Origin of the sequence: Neorhizobium galegae bv. orientalis str. HAMBI 540 (genome assembly GCF_000731315.1) — a bacterium.
GTDB classification, from domain to species: Bacteria; Pseudomonadota; Alphaproteobacteria; order Rhizobiales; family Rhizobiaceae; genus Neorhizobium; species Neorhizobium galegae.
Genome location: NZ_HG938353.1, coordinates 2,781,083 through 2,797,405 on the forward strand (window position 1 = coordinate 2,781,083; position 16,323 = coordinate 2,797,405).

Consider the following 16,323-nt stretch of genomic DNA (forward strand, 5'->3'; position numbering starts at 1 on the left):
CATGGTTTCGTACCCCCGCCTATTCCGCCGCCTGGGCCTGAGCCTGGGTCACCGCCGCAGCGTCGCCCCTGCCCTTTTCCGCATCCGCCGCTGCCTTCAGCGCATGCCGAGCCTTCAAGCCGTGCTGGATCGTCCCGACGATGCCCCTCGGCAGGAAGAGCGTCACCGCGATGAACAGGCCGCCCAGCGCAAACAGCCAGATCTCCGGGAAGGCGCCGGTGAAGAAGCTCTTGCCGCCATTGACGAGGATCGCGCCGATGATCGGGCCGATCAGCGTGCCGCGGCCGCCGACGGCCGTCCAGACGACCACTTCGATCGAGTTGGCCGGCGCGAATTCGCCCGGATTGATGATGCCGACCTGCGGCACGAACAGCGCGCCGGCAATCCCCGCCATCATGGCGGAGACGACGAAGGTGAAGAGCTTGATGTTCTCGACCCGGAAGCCGAGGAAGCGCACCCGGCTTTCCGCATCACGCACCCCGACCAGCACCTTGCCGAATTTTGAGCGAACGATGGCGGAGGCAAGGATCAGGCAGAGCGACAGCATCAGCGCCGACATGAAGAACAGAACCGCACGCGTGCCGTCCGCCTGGACGGAGAAGCCGAGGATGTCCTTGAAGTCGGTAAGGCCGTTATTGCCGCCGAACCCCATGTCGTTGCGGAAGAAGGCGAGCAGCAGCGCGTAGGTCATCGCCTGGGTGATGATCGACAGATAAACGCCGTTGACGCGGGAGCGGAAGGCGAACCAGCCGAAGATGAAGGCGAGCAGGCCGGGCACGAGGATCACCATCGCCATGGCGAAGATGAACCAGTCGAAGCCATGCCAGAACCACGGCAGTTCCTTGTAGTTCAGGAACACCATGAAGTCCGGCAGGATCGGGTTGCCATAGACGCCGCGCGGGCCGATCTGGCGCATCAGATACATGCCCATCGCATAACCGCCGAGCGCGAAGAAGGCGCCGTGGCCGAGCGAGAGGATGCCGCAGTAACCCCAGACGAGATCGAGCGCCAGCGCCAGCAGCGCATAGCAGAGATACTTGCCGAACAGCGACATCGCATAGGTTGGGATGTGCAGGGCGCTGTCGGGCGAGGTCAGCAGGTTGAGTGCCGGCACCAGGATGCCGATGCCGAGAAGGATGCCGACGGCAGCGACGATGCGGCCTTCGAGGGCGCGGAAGACAAAGCCGGAAATCATGCTTCCACCGCCCTTCCCTTGAGCGCGAAGAGACCGCGCGGCCGTTTCTGGATGAACAGGATGATCAGCACCAGGACCAGGATCTTGCCGAGCACGGCGCCGACCGAGGGTTCGAGGAACTTGTTGAGCACCCCGAGCGACAGCGCGCCGACCAGCGTGCCCCACAGATTGCCGACGCCGCCGAACACCACGACCATGAAACTGTCGATGATGTAGCTCTGGCCGAGGTTCGGCGAGACGTTGTCGATCTGGGAAAGCGCGACACCCGCAATGCCGGCAATGCCGGAGCCGAGCGCGAAGGTGAAGGCATCGACCCAGGGCGTCTTGATGCCCATCGACGACGCCATGCGGCGGTTCTGGGTGACGGCGCGCATGTTGAGGCCGAAGGAGGATTTTTTCATCACCACCAGCAGCGCTACGAAGATCGACAGCGAGAAGGCGATGATCCACATGCGGTTCCAGGTGATCGTCATGCCGCCGACCGGGAACGAGCCGGACATCCAGGACGGATTGCCGACTTCCTGGTTGGTGGGGCCGAAGATCGAGCGGATCGTCTGCTGCAGGATCAGCGAGACGCCCCAGGTGGCGAGCAGCGTTTCGAGCGGTCGGCCATAGAGGAAGCGGATGACGCCGCGCTCGACAACCAGGCCGACGGCGCCGGTGACGAGGAAGGCGACGGGAAGTGCGATTGCCAGCGACCAGTCGAACAGGCCCGGCGCATGGTCGCGGATGAGCTGCTGCACCACGAAGGTGGAATAGGCGCCAAGCATGACCATTTCGCCATGCGCCATGTTGATGATACCCATGACGCCGAAGGTGATCGCAAGCCCGATCGCCGCCAGAAGCAGGACTGAGCCGAGCGAAACGCCGTACCAGACGTTCTGGCCGATATCCCAGAGCCTCTGGCCGCTTTCGATGCTGGCGATCGCCGCATCAACATCGCCCTTGAGGCTCGGATCGAGCCCGGCGGACGCGCCCATCAGGATGCCAATCGCGTTGCGACCGCCATAGTTCTTGATCGTCTGGATCGCGGCCCGCTTTTCATCGATGGAGCGGTCGGAAGAGAGCAGCGACACCGCGCGCGCCTCTACCATGCGGGCCTTGACCTCGCCGTCCGTCTCCTTGGAGATTGCGGTTTCGAGGAGTTCGAGGTTTTCGGCGCTCGGCGAGCGGAGCACCGCATCGGCCGCCTGCAGCCGGACCCCGCGATCCGGGCTCATCAGCGTCAGGCCGCCCATGGCCGAGCGGATGACACGGCGAAGACTGTTGTTGATCTTGATCTTGGTGACGGCGTTCTTGGCGGCCTGGCCGGCAGAGGCGCCGGTCACAGGGTCGATCAGCTCGTAGCTGGAGCCAGCCGCCTTGCCGATGAACACCAGGTTGTCTGACTTGCGGAAATAGAGTTCGCCCTCGGAAAAGGCGTTCAGCGCTGGCACAAGCCGCGCATCGCCGGTGGCGGCGAGCTGGCCGATCAGCTTTTCAGCTTCGCCGAAATCCGCCTTGGAGAGCGCGTCGATCAGCGGCTTGGGATCGGTCTGCTGCGCGAACGACGGCGCAGCGAGAGAAAAGATCAGGCAGAGCAGAAGACCAAGGCTCTGCAGAACGCGGAAAAGAACTTTGCTCGTCATTGGAACCCCCTTGCGAAATCGCGGGCGACTGAACGCCGCCCGCGATGATGTCGATGAACATCTAGAAGGCAATCGGATCAGCTGCCTTTGCCGCCGCACTTGCCGGCTGCAACGTTGAAGTTGCCGCAAGACATCGGCTTGCGCCAATCGGAGATCAGGTTCTTGCTGTCCGGCAGGTAATCGGACCACTCGTCGCCGACGACAGGCGCAGTTTCCTGAACGATGTCGAACTGGCCGTCAGCCTGGATTTCACCGATCAGCACCGGCTTGGTGATGTGGTGGTTCGGCATGACGGTGGACGTGCCACCCGACAGGTTCGGAACGGAGACGCCGATGATGCTGTCCAGCACGGCGTCGGTATTGGTGGTGCCGGCGGCTTCGACGGCCTTCACCCAGGCGTTGAAGCCGATATAAGCGGCTTCCATCGGGTCGTTGGTGACACGCTTGTCGTTCTTGGTGAACGCATGCCATTCCTTGATGAATTCGGCATTGACGTCAGAGTCGACGGACTGGAAATAGTTCCAGGCGGCGAGATGTCCGACCAGCGGCTTGGTGTCGAGACCGGCAAGCTCTTCTTCGCCGACCGAGAAGGCGACGACCGGGATGTCTTCAGCCTTGATGCCCTGGTTGCCGAGTTCCTTGTAGAACGGCACGTTGGCATCGCCGTTGATGGTCGAGACGACGGCGGTCTTCTTGCCGGCCGAGCCGAACTTCTTGATGTCCGAGACGATCGTCTGCCAGTCGGAATGACCGAACGGCGTGTAGTTGACCATGATGTCGGATTCGGCAACGCCCTTCGACATCAGATAGGCCTTGAGGATCTTGTTGGTCGTCTGCGGATAGACGTAGTCGGTACCGGCGAGAACCCAGCGCTTGACGCCTTCTTTCTTCGCCAGATAATCGACGGCCGGAATGGCCTGCTGGTTCGGGGCAGCGCCTGTGTAGAAGATGTTGCGCGAGGATTCTTCACCCTCGTACTGGACCGGGTAGAACAGGATCGAGTTCAGCTCTTCGAAGACCGGCAGGACCGACTTGCGCGAAGAGGAGGTCCAGCAACCGAAAACAGCAGCAACCTTGTCCTGCGAAATCAGCTGGCGGGCCTTTTCGGCAAACAGCGGCCAGTCGGAAGCCGGGTCGACGACGACGGCTTCGAGCTTCTTGCCGAGAACGCCGCCCTTCTTGTTCTGCTCGGCGACGAGCATCAGCATGACATCCTTGAGGGTGGTCTCAGAGATGGCCATGGTACCCGAAAGCGAGTGCAGAACACCGATCTTGATGGTGTCGTCAGCGGCGAAAGCACCCTGCAGCGCCGTCGCTGACATTACGGCAGCGAGCAGCGCGCCACCCAGTTTGGATTTGCCCGATTTGGACTTGAATGTCATTGGTTCGAACCCCTCTTCTCGTTCGTCCGCAACGAAGAACTTAACCGTTGCTTAAGCGACTATCGGTTGCTGCATCGCAAAACCGTATACGTCGAATGACGTACCGGTGGGGGAGAAGGGGGAAGAGGGATGCCGGGGATAGAAATCCTACGCCCCACTGGCATCTTCAGCTAAGCAGAGTCGGCGTGGCCACCATCGAGCGTACTTATTGATATATTAACCATATTTGGATTTTATAATCCAACGCTCATGTAGGGCGGGGGAGTTGGTTCGGTGTAGATCCCATGAGTAGCATCCTCACGAATGCTGGAGCTGCTTCTGCGCTCCAAATGCTTCGCTCACTCAACAGCCAGATGTCTGGCACGCAGCGGCAGGTCGCGACCGGCTTGCGCATCGAACAGGCTTCCGACAATCCCGCTTACTGGTCGATCGCCACCACCATGCGATCGGACAATGGGGCCCTCTCGGCTGTGCAGGACGCCCTCGGCCTCGGAGCCGCAAAAGTCGATACGGCCTATGAAGGCATGGCTGCGACGACCGATACCCTGGCGGAGTTCATGGCCAAGGTCGTTTCCGCCCAACAGGACGGAATAGACAAGAAGAAGATCCAGGAAGAACTGGAGCAGTTGAAGCAGCAGATCGTCTCGATATCCAACTCCGCAAGCTTCGCCGGCCAGAACTGGTTGAGGTCGGACATGCAGGGTCAGGCCAGCGAGGCAGGCGCGAAGACTTCTGTCGTATCATCGTTCAATCGCAGCGAGGATGGAACCGTCTCCGTCGGGACCATCGATGTCGACCTGTCGAAACTCGCACTGTTCAAGAATGGCGGCGGCGGGATTCTGCAGAAAGAACCTGATCCGGATCTGGGTTATGGCCTCGGCACGATCGGTGGATTGCTGGGATTCTCGACATCGGGTTATGGCGACGTGCCAGGCCCGGTATTCGACCAGCCTTTCACGATTACGAAATTCGACGTCGTCACGGTCGCCTTTTCGGTGGGCGCGTCCAACGATACGTTCGTCATCACCAAGAATGTCGTCGACCAGGCGCTCGGAGGCCAGATAGGATACGGCTTCGACGGAGATATCGAAAGCACGGCCGATTGGGCGAAAGTCCTCCTGCAGGCAACGTTTCTCAACAAGGCGCCCCCAGACATCCTGTTTGCGGCTCAGGGCGGAGCGCCGAATATCTTCTTTCGCGCCACCATTCCTCTCGCCGCAGAGCTGATCACCGTTCAGCCGCCTGTCCACACCCGGACGCTGCCTCCGGAGGGTATCGATATTCTCGATATCGACGTCACCGATCCCGACATCGATTTTCCGACGATTACCTTGGTTCTCGACGAGATGCAGCAGAAGGTCATATCGGCCGGCGCCTACCTTGGCTCGCTCAGGTCGAGGATCGCGATGCAAGAAGCATTTGGCAACAGTCTCGCCGACAGTCTGGACAGAGGCATCGGACGCCTCGTCGATGCGAATATGAGCGAGGCGTCGAGCAGGCTCAAGGCACTGCAAGTCCAGCAGCAACTCGCGACCCAGTCGCTTTCCATTGCCAATTCGGACGCGCAGAACATCCTGTCTCTCTTCCGGTAAGAGGCCGTCGTCCTTGGCGGCAGGCACGCATTGCGCGTGCGATATATGACCTCCGAGGTAATCGACCCGGCGACCAATGGCATCTATCCCAGGATCCAGCTTTGCAGCGTGAAAGGATCAGCCCCATGCCCGTCACCTACGTCATTCGTTTCGATATCCTCCCAGGCCAGCGCGACCGCTTCATCGCTCTTCTGAACGGCGTGCTCGATGCCATGCGGCACGAGCCGATGTTCCACCAGGCGGTGCTGCATGCCGATCCAGAGAACGAAAACCACATGATGCTCTACGAGACATGGGAGGATCATCAGGACGTCTTGGACGTGCAGTTGCAGCGCCCCTATCGGGAGGCATGGCACGCGAGCCTTGCCGATCTCCTCGCCGGGCCTCGGGACATTTCGATCTGGCATCCGATCCGCAGCGACTGTTCGGCACAATCTCGCTCCTGACGGGGAACCGTCGCGGCTGTCTGCAGGATTGATGTCCTTGCCCCTTTGGGTCATTCTTCGGATCATCCTTGGCTTCGAGGATCTGGAAATGAAGCGCGGCCCATTTTTCGGCATCATCGTCGCCGCCGGCCTGCTCGCCGGAGCGGCATTTGTCGTGGTCGGCCAGACAAAAGTCCCGCCGGAAGCGATCCAGTCGTCCGTCATCCGCTCTCCCGAACTGATGAACCGGGCCTGGACACTGCCAGTGGCGGCAACCTTTGGCCGGAACGTGACCTGGCAATCGAATGGCTCGCGATGCGGTCCCGCAAGCATTGCCAATGCGTTTCGCTCCGTTGGCGAGGAGGAAACGACCGAGGCCGAGGTTCTGGATGGAACCGGGATGTGCTGGACCGGGTTCTGCATCATCGGCCTGACGCTGGATGAACTTGCCGACCTCGCCCGAATGAAAACCGAGCGGAAGGTTTCGGTTCTCCGCAACCTGACCGCCGACGAATTCCGCGAGCATATGAAGCACACCAATGACCCGGGTCGCCGCTACATCGTCAATTTCACGCGTGAAAAGATCTTTGGAGCAGGCGCCGGTCACCATTCTCCGATTGGAGGATATCTGGAAGCCGAGGACCTGGTGCTCGTCCTCGATGTCAACGAGAACTACAAGCCCTGGCTTGTCGAGCGGGAACGGTTGTTCTCGGCAATGGACACGCTCGATGGAGACAAGAAGCGCGGCCTGCTTCTGATCGAATGACCGCGTCACCCCCGCGCCTTACGGCGAGCCGCCGATCACGCATCAAGCCGCACTGCCTCCTTCGGGTCGTGACTGTTCAGCTGTCTTGAATTCGTTCCCCGGAGGGAACATTTCCGCGCCTCGCGCGCTTGGCCACCCGGACCCGCCAACCGCCCGAGGAGCTCAAGCCCGTGATCAACGACCTCTGGTACAAGAACGCCGTCGTCTATTGCCTCTCCGTCGAGACCTTCATGGATGCCAATGGCGACGGGATCGGGGATTTCCAGGGCCTGCAGCGGCGGCTGGATTATCTCTCCGGCCTCGGCGTCAGCGCCATCTGGCTGATGCCGTTCCAGACCTCGCCCGGCCGCGACGATGGTTACGATGTCTCCGACTATTACAATGTCGATCCCCGCTACGGCACGCTCGGTGATTTCGTCGAATTCACCCATGGCGCCAAGCAGCGCGGCATAAGGGTGTTGATCGACCTTGTGGTCAACCACACGTCCAACGAACATCCCTGGTTCCAGGACGCCCGCAGCGATCCGAAATCCCCCTATCGCGACTGGTATGTCTGGTCCGACAAGAAACCCGCGAATGCCAACGAGGGCATGGTGTTTCCGGGCGTCCAGAAGACCACTTGGACCCATGACGAGAAGGCCAAGCAATATTACTTTCACCGCTTCTACGAGTTCCAGCCGGACCTCAACACCTCCAACCCGCATGTGCAGGCGGAGATCCTGAAGATCATGGGGTTCTGGATCCAGCTCGGCGTGTCCGGTTTCCGCATGGATGCGGTACCCTTCGTGATCTCCGAAAAGGGCGCCGAGGTGAAAAAGCCGAAGGAGCAGTTCGACATGCTCCGGACGTTTCGCGAATTCCTGCAATGGCGGCTCGGCGACAGCATCATCCTTGCCGAAGCCAACGTCGTACCCAAGGAGAACCTCGCCTATTTCGGCGAGGACGGCGACCGCATGCAGATGATGTTCAACTTCCATGTCAACCAGGCGCTATTCTATGCGCTCGCCTCGGCCGATAGCCGGCCGCTCGCAAAGGCGATCAACGACACCTATGAGCGTCCCGCCACCGGCCAATGGGGCCTGTTCCTGCGCAATCACGACGAACTCGATCTCGGCCGGCTGACCGAGAAGCAGCGCCAGAAGGTGTTTTCGGAATTCGGGCCGGACAAGCACATGCAGCTTTACGACCGCGGCATCCGTAGGCGGCTGGCGCCGATGCTGCAGGGCGACCGCCGCCGGCTGGAGCTAGCCTACAGCCTGATGTTCTCGCTGCCCGGCACGCCGGTCATCCGCTATGGCGACGAGATCGGCATGGGCGACGACCTGTCACTGCCGGAGCGCAACTGCGCCCGCACGCCGATGCAATGGTCGACTGAGCCGCATGGCGGCTTCACCAAGAACGACAAACCGATCCTGCCGGTCATCAGTGGCGGACCGTTCGGTTTCGAGCACCTGAACGTCGCCCACCAGCGGCGCGATCCGAACTCGATGCTGAACTGGATGGAACGCCTGATCCGCATGCGCAAGGAAGCGCCGGAAATCGGCTGGGGCGAATGCGTGACGCTGGAGACCAGCGACCAGGGCGTGCTGGCGCTGCGCTACGACTGGCGCAACAATTCCGTGCTGGTCGTCCACAACCTGCATTCGACACCGGTCGAGGTGGAGTTCTCGGTGGGTCTCGGCGACCATGGCGAAAAACTGATCGACATCGCCGATGGCGGCAACAGCAAGGCCGAGAAAAACGGCAAGCATACGCTCCTGCTCGATGCCTATGCCTATCGCTGGTTCCGGGTCGGCGGCCTGGATTATCTTCTGAAGCGCAAGGAAGTCTGACCTATCCCCCCGCCCTCACCTCGCGCACGCCCCGCCCGGTCTTCTGCCGCAGCAAGGCCCGAAGCGTGACGCCGTCGGCATAACCGACGAGCGCGGCGATCTCGTCCGGGCTCTTGTCGCTGGTCTTCAGGAGATGCACGGCGCGCTCGACCCGCAGATCCTGGAAATAGGAGAGCGGCGTCTTGCCGAGTACCTGCTGCATGCGCCGCGCCAGCGTCCGCTTGCTGGCGCCGACCACATCAGCAGCGTCGTCGAGCGAAAACCCTTCGGAAAGCCTGCCGCGGGCCCAGCGCTCGAAACGCTGCACCAGCGGGTCGGCATGCGAAAGATGGTCGGTGATCACGTAAGCGGACTGGGACGGCCGGTTGTCGACGATGAGGTAGCGCGCCACGAGGCCGGCAAGCTCCGGGCTCACCTGCCGCACCAGCCAGAGCGCCATGTCCATGTGGCCGAGTGCGGCACCCGCCGTCACCAGCGCGCCGGATTTCACCAGCATGCGCCCGTCCTCGAGCTGCACGGAGGGATAACGCTGGCGGAAGAGCGGTGCGAGCCACCAGCTCGTCGTCGATTTCTCCCCGTCGAGAAGACCGGATTCGGCGAGAACGAACGTGCCGACGCAAGCCGCGGCGATGTTCATTCCAGCCGCCTTCGCCTCGCGCAGCACCGCCCCGGCATCGCGGATCTCGGGACGGTCAAGCGCCGGCACCAGCACGTCCGGCATCTGGCAGGCGATCGCCGGGACGACCAGCCAGCCGCCGGCCTTCGGATCGAAGCTTCCCGAGATCGGCACCGCAAGCCCGTGCGCTGTCTTCACCTTTTTGCGCACACCGATGACCGAAACGTCGAAGGTCGGCACCTCGAGCGACAGCATAACCGACAGCGCGTTCGCCATCGAGAACACGTCGAGCATCGTGGAGAGACCGGTATCGAAGACGGGATCGAGGACGAGGACTTGCAGCTTCATGGCAAGAACACTATCAACAATGTCAATATTGACAATAGGCAAGCGGACCTGCGTGGGGGAATATCACCCCCGAAAAACGTCGCCCGAGCGACACCGTTGCGGTAAGAAGAGACGCATGAACATGGATGTCACCACGATCGGCTTCACCAAGACGACCGCCGAGGATTTCTTCGGCCGCATCAAGGCGGCCCGCGTCAAACGGGTCCTGGACGTGCGCCTCCACAACACCTCGCAGCTCGCCGGTTTTGCCAAATCCGACGACCTCGCCTTCTTCCTGAAGACGATCTGCGGTGCCGGCTATGTGCACGAACCGCTGCTGGCGCCGACCGAGGAGATCATGACCGCCTTCAAGAAGCAGAAGGGCGACTGGACGATTTTCCAGAACAATTTCATGGGCCTGATGGCGGACCGTCAGGTGGAAAGTCACCTGAAGCCGGAAGCCTTCGACGGGTCCTGCCTGCTCTGCTCCGAAGACACGCCGCATCATTGCCACCGCCGGCTCGTCTGCGACTACCTGAACGGCAAATGGGGCGGCAAGCTCAGCGTCCGCCACCTCTAGCATCTCGACTGAACAACCAGACACCCTAACGCCGCAGGGAGCCACCTCCCCGCGTGGGAGACCTTTTGCCATGGCCTACGAAACCATTCTTGCAATCGCCCTCTTCTCGCTTGTCGGATCGGTCTCGCCGGGACCGAGCAATTTCATGCTGCTCGCCTCGGGCACCAATTTCGGCTTCCGGCGCACCGTGCCGCAGATCCTCGGCATCACCATCGGTTTTTCGTCGGTGCTGCTGGCGGTCGGCTTCGGTCTCGGCGCGCTTCTGACGGCCTATCCGCCGCTTGGATTGGCGCTGAAGATCGCCGGCGGCGCCTACCTGCTCACCCTCGCCTGGCGGATTGCCATGTCCCGCTCCGTTTCCAGCGATAGCGCGAGCGCCGCCCGCCCCCTCACCTTCCTCGAATCCGCCGCTTTCCAATGGGTCAACCCGAAGGCCTGGGTCGGCGCGCTGACCGCCATGGCGGCCTATGCCAGCGCCGAGAACCCGTTCGTCTCGGTGGTGCTGATCACGCTCGTCGTCGCCGTCGTCAACCTGCCGAGCGTCGCCGTCTGGGCCGGCTTCGGCGTGGCGCTGCGGCAGTTCCTGTCCGATCCGGTGCGGCTGAAATGGTTCAACATCGTCATGGCGCTGCTGCTGGTCGCGACGCTCTGGCCGCTTTTGAAATAGCCGCAGATGCAGGCTCGGACGATCGTGCAAGAACTGCGGAGGACCTTGATACCGGTCGGCCGCGCATCCGGCGCATAGATCCCGTGCCTGCAGCGGCATGCCGCCGCTGCCTCGCACAGAGGATCAGCAACATGACTCAAATCACTGAAAAAGTGGTTCTTATCACCGGCGCCAGCAGCGGTATCGGCGAAGGCACGGCGCGCACTCTCGCCGCTGCCGGTGCCAAGGTCGTGCTCGGCGCCCGCCGCACCGACCGGCTGGAAGCGCTGGCCGACGAGATAGCCGCCAATGGCGGCACCGTCCGCATCCGCGGGCTCGACGTCACCGACCGCCACGACTTTCAGGCCTTCGCGGAATTCGCTCTCTCCGAATTCGGCCGCATCGACGTCCTCGTCAACAATGCCGGCCTGATGCCGCTGTCGCTGATGTCGTCGCTGAAGGTCGAGGAATGGGACCGGATGATCGACGTCAACATCCGCGGCGTGCTCTACGGCATCGCCGCCATCCTGCCGGTCATGAACGGTCAGGGCTTTGGCCAGATCATCAACATCTCGTCCGTCGGCGGCCTCGGCGTGGTGCCGACCGCGGCGGTCTATTGCGCCACCAAATACGCGGTGCGGGCGATCTCCGACGGGCTGCGCCAGGAGAACGACAAAATCCGCGTCACCTGCGTCTATCCGGGCGTGGTGGAATCCGAGCTCGCCGGCACGATCACCGACCCGGTCGCGGCGGATGCGATGAAGACCTATCGCAGCGTCGCCCTGACGCCCGATGCGATCGGCCGCGCCATCCTGCATGTCATCGACCAGCCTGAAGACGTGGATACCAACGAGATCGTCGTGCGCCCGACCCGCACCCTGTAATCGGGTCATAAGGTGCGGTGGGGATTTACCGCACCGCATCATACTCCGCTTGCAAAACGCCGCGCCACAGCCGAAAGTGCACAATTGACGGTCTCTCCTCAAAAGGTGCTAGAAATTAGGCATGGCAGCGCGGCAACGCATCATTCCAGTCCGGCGTGAATACAATCGTTGGGTTGCCAACCAGACGCTGGAGGACTACGCGCTTCGTTTCACCGCCAAGAGCGCCCGCCGGTTTTCCTCCAGCCGCATCTCCCAGACCGCCATCGGCGCCATCTCCTTCCTGGCGCTGGAGGCCATCGGCGGCACGATCACCCTCTCCTACGGCACCACCAACGCAATTTTCGCGATCGTCGCGGCCGCTATAGCCATGCTGGCGATCGGCTGGCCCATCAGCCGGTATGCGATCCGCCACGGCGTCGATATCGACCTGCTCACCCGCGGCGCCAGCTTCGGTTATATCGGCTCGACCATCACCTCGCTGATCTATGCGAGCTTCACCTTCATGCTGTTTGCGATCGAGGCCTCGATCATGACCGGCGCGCTGGATCTCGCCTTCGGCATTCCACCTTGGATCGGCTACATCATCAGCGCCGTGGTGGTGATCCCGCTAGTCATTTACGGCGTGCAGCTCATCTCTCGCTTCCAGCTGATCACTCAGCCATTCTGGATCATCCTCAACATCCTGCCCTTCGTGTTCATCGCCTTCATGGACTGGCAGAAATTCGATCTCTGGCGCGCCTTTGCCGGCATCGATCATTCGAACGCCCAGGTCGGTGGACCAGCCCCGTTCAATTTGGTCGAGTTCGGCGCGGCCTCCGCAGTTATCCTGGCATTGATGCCGCAGATCGGCGAACAGGTCGACTTCCTGCGCTTCCTGCCGCCGGAGGGCCTCCGCAAATGGCGCCATCGGTTCGCCGTCTTCCTCGCCGGCCCCGGCTGGGTGGTGGTCGGCGTGCCGAAGCTGCTGGCAGGTTCGTTCCTGGCAGTGCTGACGCTCTCCACCGCCGTGCCGATCCGCGAGGCGGCCGATCCGGCGCACATGTATTTCGCGGCCTTCGGCTACATGATCCCCAACGATACGGCCGCCCTGCTGCTGATGGCAGCCTTCGTGGTCGTCTCGCAGTTGAAGATCAACGTGATGAACGCCTATGCGGGCTCGCTCGCCTGGTCCAACTTCTTCTCCCGCCTCACCCACAGCCATCCCGGCCGCGTCGTCTGGCTGGTCTTCAACGTGGTGATCGCACTGCTTTTGATGGAGCTCGGCATCTACCGGCTGCTCGAAGCGACGCTCGGCATCTTCTCGATCGTCGCCATGGCCTGGCTCTGCACCATCTCGGCCGATCTGATGATCAACAAGCCGCTGGGCCTGTCGCCCGAAGGCATCGAGTTCAAGCGCGCCCATCTCTACGACATCAACCCGGTCGGGCTGGGTTCGATGTTCGGCTCGGCGGCGATCGCGCTCGCCGCCCATTTCGGCCTGTTCGGGCCGTTGATGGCCTCGCTCGCCACCTATGTGACGCTGATCGCCTTCCTGATCTCTCCGGCGCTCGCCTTTGCCACCAAGGGCAAGTTCTACCTCGCCCGCAAACCGCGCCAGAGCTGGAAGACCCTGGGCTCGATCACCTGTTCGATCTGCGAACATCCGTTCGAGCATGAGGACATGGCCTGGTGCCCGGCCTATGCCGCGCCGATCTGCTCGCTCTGCTGCTCGCTCGACAGCCGCTGCCACGACATGTGCAAGCCGCATGCGCGGCTGAACACCCAGGTTGGCGCGGTCGCCCGCTCCTTCCTGCCGGAGAGCGTCATCACCCGGCTGACGACGCGCCTCGGGCGTTATGCCACGACGGCGGTATTTCGATCTCGATGATTGGCGCGATCCTCGGCATGATCGCCTACCAGGTCAGCCACGCGACCCCCGTCAACGCCGAAGTCATCTACGGCACGGTGCTGATCGTCTTTTTCGTCTTTGCGATCATCGCCGGCATCGTTTCCTGGTTCTATGTGCTCGCCCATGACAGTCGGGTGGTGGCTGAGGAGGAATCCTCCCGTCAGAACACCCTGCTGCTCAAGGAAATCGCCGCCCACAAGAAGACCGACGCAGCGCTCCAGGACGCCAAGGAGACTGCCGAGGCCGCCAACCGCGCCAAGAGCCGCTACGTCGTCGGCCTCTCCCACGAATTGCGCACGCCGCTCAACGCCGTGCTCGGTTACGCCCAGATCCTCGAGCGCGACGAGACCATTCCAGCGCCGCGCCAGTCGGCGATCAAGGTCATCAAGCGCTCAGCCGACCATCTGTCCGGTCTGATCGACGGGCTGCTCGACATTTCCAAGATCGAGGCGGGCCGGCTGCAGGTCTATTCCAATGAGATCAACATCCAGGATTTCCTCGACCAGATCGTCGAGATGTTCGGCCTTCAGGCACAGGCCAAGGGCCTCACCTTCGAGCACGAGCGCGCCCGCTCCCTGCCGCAATATGTCCGCACCGACGAAAAGCGGCTGCGCCAGATCCTCGTCAATCTTCTCTCGAACGCGATCAAGTTTACCGACGAAGGCAGGGTGAAATTCGACATCGCCTATCGCAGCCAGGTCGCTACTTTCACCGTCTCCGATACCGGCCGGGGCATTGCGGAAAAGGATCTCGGCCGCATCTACGAACCCTTCCAGCGCGGCGAGGCGGAAAGCATCAGGCCGATGCCCGGCCTCGGTCTCGGCCTCACCATCACACAGCTTTTGACGAACACGCTCGGCGGTGAGATCGCGGTCGCCAGCACCAAGGGCGAAGGCTCGATCTTCAAGGTTCGGTTGATGCTGTCCGCCATCGAGCGGCCCAACACGACACCGGCGGCGGAAAAGAAGATCGTCTCCTATACCGGCCCGCGCCGCACAATCGTCATCGTCGACGACAACGAGGACCACCGCGACCTGATGCGCGAAGTGTTGGTACCGATGGATTTCGTCGTGCTGACCGCCAATAGCGGGCCGGACTGCCTGACGCTGATCGAGGGCGTGACGCCGGACCTCTTCCTCGTCGACATTTCCATGCCCGGCATGAGCGGCTGGCAGCTCGTTTCGCGGCTGCGCGAGATCGGCCAGGTGGCGCCGATCGTCATGCTCTCGGCCAATATCGGCGACGGTATCGCGACACATTCTGGCGACGAAGGCCATAGTGACGCGATCGCCAAGCCGGTCGATATCCGCAGGCTTGCCGACAAGCTCGCCGCCCATCTCGGCCTCGTCTGGGTCTACGAGAACGAAACGGTTATCCCGGCGGTCGTCGGCCCAAAAAAGCCGATCAAAAGTCCGGGGACGAACCATGTCCAGGACCTTTTGCGGCTCGGCGAAATCGGCTACGTCCGCGGTATCGAAGCGAAACTCGCCGATCTCGCCCGGGAGGAGGAACACCGCCCCTTCACGGAAGAACTCGGCACCTACGTGCAGGCCTTCGACCTTGCCGGTTATATGAAATTCCTGAGCCGCCTTGAGGCAGAAAGGACGAGTGATGGCTGAAACTGCTCTGCCGCGCGATATCGTCCTTCTCGTGGACGACAGCCCCGAAACGCTCGGCTTCCTGACCGAAGCGCTCGAAAAATCCGGCTTTTCGGTGCTGATCGCCACCGCCGGCCAGTCGGCGCTCAACATCGTCGAGCGCATCACCCCGGACCTCATCCTCCTCGACGCGGTGATGCCCGGCATGGACGGTTTCGAGACCTGTCGCAAGCTGAAGACCAATGGCGCCGTCGCGCAAGTGCCGGTCATCTTCATGACCGGCCTCACCGAGACCGAACATGTCGTCAACGCGCTCGATTCCGGCGGCGTCGATTATCTGACCAAACCGATCAACATCGACGAACTGCGAGCCCGCATCCGGGTGCATCTTTCCAATGCCCGTTCGGCCCAGAGCGCCCGCGTGGCGCTCGACGCCGCAGGCCGCCACCTGCTGGCGGTCAAGGCGAGTGGCGCCATCCACTGGTCGACGCCACAGGCGACACGGCTGATCAACGCGGCCACCAACAGCGACGATGGGCTCGACATCGTTTCCCGCCGGATTTCCGTCTGGATGGCCGAGCGCGACAAGCCGGGCTTTGCCCGCGACGCCGCCTTCGCCCTCGTCCAGAACGGCCAGGCGAGCCTGCAGTTCTCCTTCCTCGGGGCGATCGGCGCCGACGAACATCTCTTCCGCCTGACGGCCGCCAACAAACGCCCCGACGACGAAGTGTTGCGTCAGCATTTCCCGGTGACCCAGCGTGAATCCGAAGTGCTGCTGTGGATCGCCAAGGGCAAGTCGAACCGCGACATCGGCGACATACTCGGCCTCTCGGCGCGCACGGTAAACAAACATCTGGAACAGATCTATGTGAAGCTCGGCGTTGAAAACCGTGCCTCGGCCGCCGTTAAGGCCGCGCACGTTCTGCATGGCGAGGAACGGTCAGCGTAGCCGAGAACGATCCGG

General features: G+C 62.1%; 12 protein-coding genes and 1 pseudogene. 9 read left to right on the forward strand and 4 right to left on the reverse strand.

The window, feature by feature from the left end; genetic code table 11:
* Window positions 1-19 precede the first annotated feature (19 nt).
* The 3 genes from urtC to urtA form a co-directional block, all read right to left on the reverse strand.
* Window positions 20-1,195, reverse strand: a complete 1,176-nt coding sequence (gene urtC / locus RG540_RS13825; RefSeq protein WP_038588912.1) for an urea ABC transporter permease subunit UrtC — start codon at window positions 1,193-1,195, stop codon at window positions 20-22.
* Window positions 1,192-2,823 carry an urea ABC transporter permease subunit UrtB gene (urtB, locus tag RG540_RS13830; RefSeq protein WP_051909419.1) on the reverse strand — a complete coding sequence of 544 codons (1,632 nt, stop codon included), beginning with the start codon at window positions 2,821-2,823 and terminating at the stop codon, window positions 1,192-1,194. The genes urtC and urtB overlap by 4 nt, the downstream gene beginning before the upstream one ends.
* A gap of 77 nt (window positions 2,824-2,900) precedes the next feature.
* Complete coding sequence (urtA, locus tag RG540_RS13835) at window positions 2,901-4,205, reverse strand: urea ABC transporter substrate-binding protein (protein WP_038588915.1); 1,305 nt, start codon at window positions 4,203-4,205, stop codon at window positions 2,901-2,903.
* Between the two features lie 284 nt (window positions 4,206-4,489).
* Between urtA and RG540_RS33030 the strand changes: the two genes are divergently transcribed.
* From RG540_RS33030 to RG540_RS13855, 4 genes are all read left to right on the forward strand, one after another.
* On the forward strand, window positions 4,490-5,797 hold the full coding sequence (locus RG540_RS33030) for a flagellin N-terminal helical domain-containing protein (RefSeq protein ID WP_038588918.1): 1,308 nt from the start codon (window positions 4,490-4,492) through the stop codon (window positions 5,795-5,797).
* A gap of 125 nt (window positions 5,798-5,922) precedes the next feature.
* A complete protein-coding gene (locus tag RG540_RS13845; RefSeq protein WP_038588921.1) occupies window positions 5,923-6,243 on the forward strand; it encodes a putative quinol monooxygenase in 321 nt (106 codons plus the stop codon).
* Window positions 6,244-6,331: 88 nt separating this feature from the next.
* Entirely contained in the window at window positions 6,332-6,988 is a 657-nt protein-coding gene (locus RG540_RS13850; RefSeq protein ID WP_038593798.1) for a phytochelatin synthase family protein, read from the forward strand.
* A gap of 170 nt (window positions 6,989-7,158) precedes the next feature.
* Window positions 7,159-8,820: an alpha-amylase family protein gene (locus RG540_RS13855; protein ID WP_038593801.1), complete on the forward strand. Its 1,662-nt coding sequence runs from the start codon at window positions 7,159-7,161 to the stop codon at window positions 8,818-8,820.
* 1 nt (window position 8,821) lies between these two features.
* Here the strand turns inward: RG540_RS13855 and RG540_RS13860 are convergent, their stop codons facing one another.
* Window positions 8,822-9,784: a GlxA family transcriptional regulator gene (locus tag RG540_RS13860; RefSeq protein WP_038588924.1), complete on the reverse strand. Its 963-nt coding sequence runs from the start codon at window positions 9,782-9,784 to the stop codon at window positions 8,822-8,824.
* A gap of 115 nt (window positions 9,785-9,899) precedes the next feature.
* On the opposite strand from RG540_RS13860, the gene RG540_RS13865 reads away from it, so the two are divergent.
* From RG540_RS13865 to RG540_RS13885, 5 genes and pseudogenes are all read left to right on the forward strand, one after another.
* Complete coding sequence (locus tag RG540_RS13865) at window positions 9,900-10,343, forward strand: DUF488 domain-containing protein (RefSeq protein WP_456093828.1); 444 nt, start codon at window positions 9,900-9,902, stop codon at window positions 10,341-10,343.
* Between the two features lie 70 nt (window positions 10,344-10,413).
* A complete protein-coding gene (locus RG540_RS13870; protein WP_038588928.1) occupies window positions 10,414-11,010 on the forward strand; it encodes a LysE family translocator in 597 nt (198 codons plus the stop codon).
* Between the two features lie 131 nt (window positions 11,011-11,141).
* A complete protein-coding gene (locus RG540_RS13875) occupies window positions 11,142-11,873 on the forward strand; it encodes an SDR family oxidoreductase (RefSeq protein WP_038588931.1) in 732 nt (243 codons plus the stop codon).
* 121 nt (window positions 11,874-11,994) lie between these two features.
* Window positions 11,995-15,380: pseudogene (locus tag RG540_RS13880) on the forward strand (hybrid sensor histidine kinase/response regulator).
* Window positions 15,373-16,308: a response regulator transcription factor gene (locus tag RG540_RS13885; protein ID WP_038588934.1), complete on the forward strand. Its 936-nt coding sequence runs from the start codon at window positions 15,373-15,375 to the stop codon at window positions 16,306-16,308. The pseudogene RG540_RS13880 and the gene RG540_RS13885 overlap by 8 nt, the downstream one beginning before the upstream one ends.
* Window positions 16,309-16,323: the final 15 nt, after the last annotated feature.

What these genes read in the sequence shown, in the direction of transcription:
- urtC (WP_038588912.1), bottom strand. Translation starts at nt 1,195, where the DNA reads ATGATTTCCGGCTTTGTCTTCCGCGCCCTCGAAGGCCGCATCGTCGCT.
- urtB (WP_051909419.1), bottom strand. Translation starts at nt 2,823, where the DNA reads ATGACGAGCAAAGTTCTTTTCCGCGTTCTGCAGAGCCTTGGTCTTCTG.
- urtA (WP_038588915.1), bottom strand. Translation starts at nt 4,205, where the DNA reads ATGACATTCAAGTCCAAATCGGGCAAATCCAAACTGGGTGGCGCGCTG.
- RG540_RS33030 (WP_038588918.1), top strand. Translation starts at nt 4,490, where the DNA reads ATGAGTAGCATCCTCACGAATGCTGGAGCTGCTTCTGCGCTCCAAATG.
- RG540_RS13845 (WP_038588921.1), top strand. Translation starts at nt 5,923, where the DNA reads ATGCCCGTCACCTACGTCATTCGTTTCGATATCCTCCCAGGCCAGCGC.
- RG540_RS13850 (WP_038593798.1), top strand. Translation starts at nt 6,332, where the DNA reads ATGAAGCGCGGCCCATTTTTCGGCATCATCGTCGCCGCCGGCCTGCTC.
- RG540_RS13860 (WP_038588924.1), bottom strand. Translation starts at nt 9,784, where the DNA reads ATGAAGCTGCAAGTCCTCGTCCTCGATCCCGTCTTCGATACCGGTCTC.
- RG540_RS13865 (WP_456093828.1), top strand. Translation starts at nt 9,900, where the DNA reads ATGAACATGGATGTCACCACGATCGGCTTCACCAAGACGACCGCCGAG.
- RG540_RS13870 (WP_038588928.1), top strand. Translation starts at nt 10,414, where the DNA reads ATGGCCTACGAAACCATTCTTGCAATCGCCCTCTTCTCGCTTGTCGGA.
- RG540_RS13875 (WP_038588931.1), top strand. Translation starts at nt 11,142, where the DNA reads ATGACTCAAATCACTGAAAAAGTGGTTCTTATCACCGGCGCCAGCAGC.
- RG540_RS13885 (WP_038588934.1), top strand. Translation starts at nt 15,373, where the DNA reads ATGGCTGAAACTGCTCTGCCGCGCGATATCGTCCTTCTCGTGGACGAC.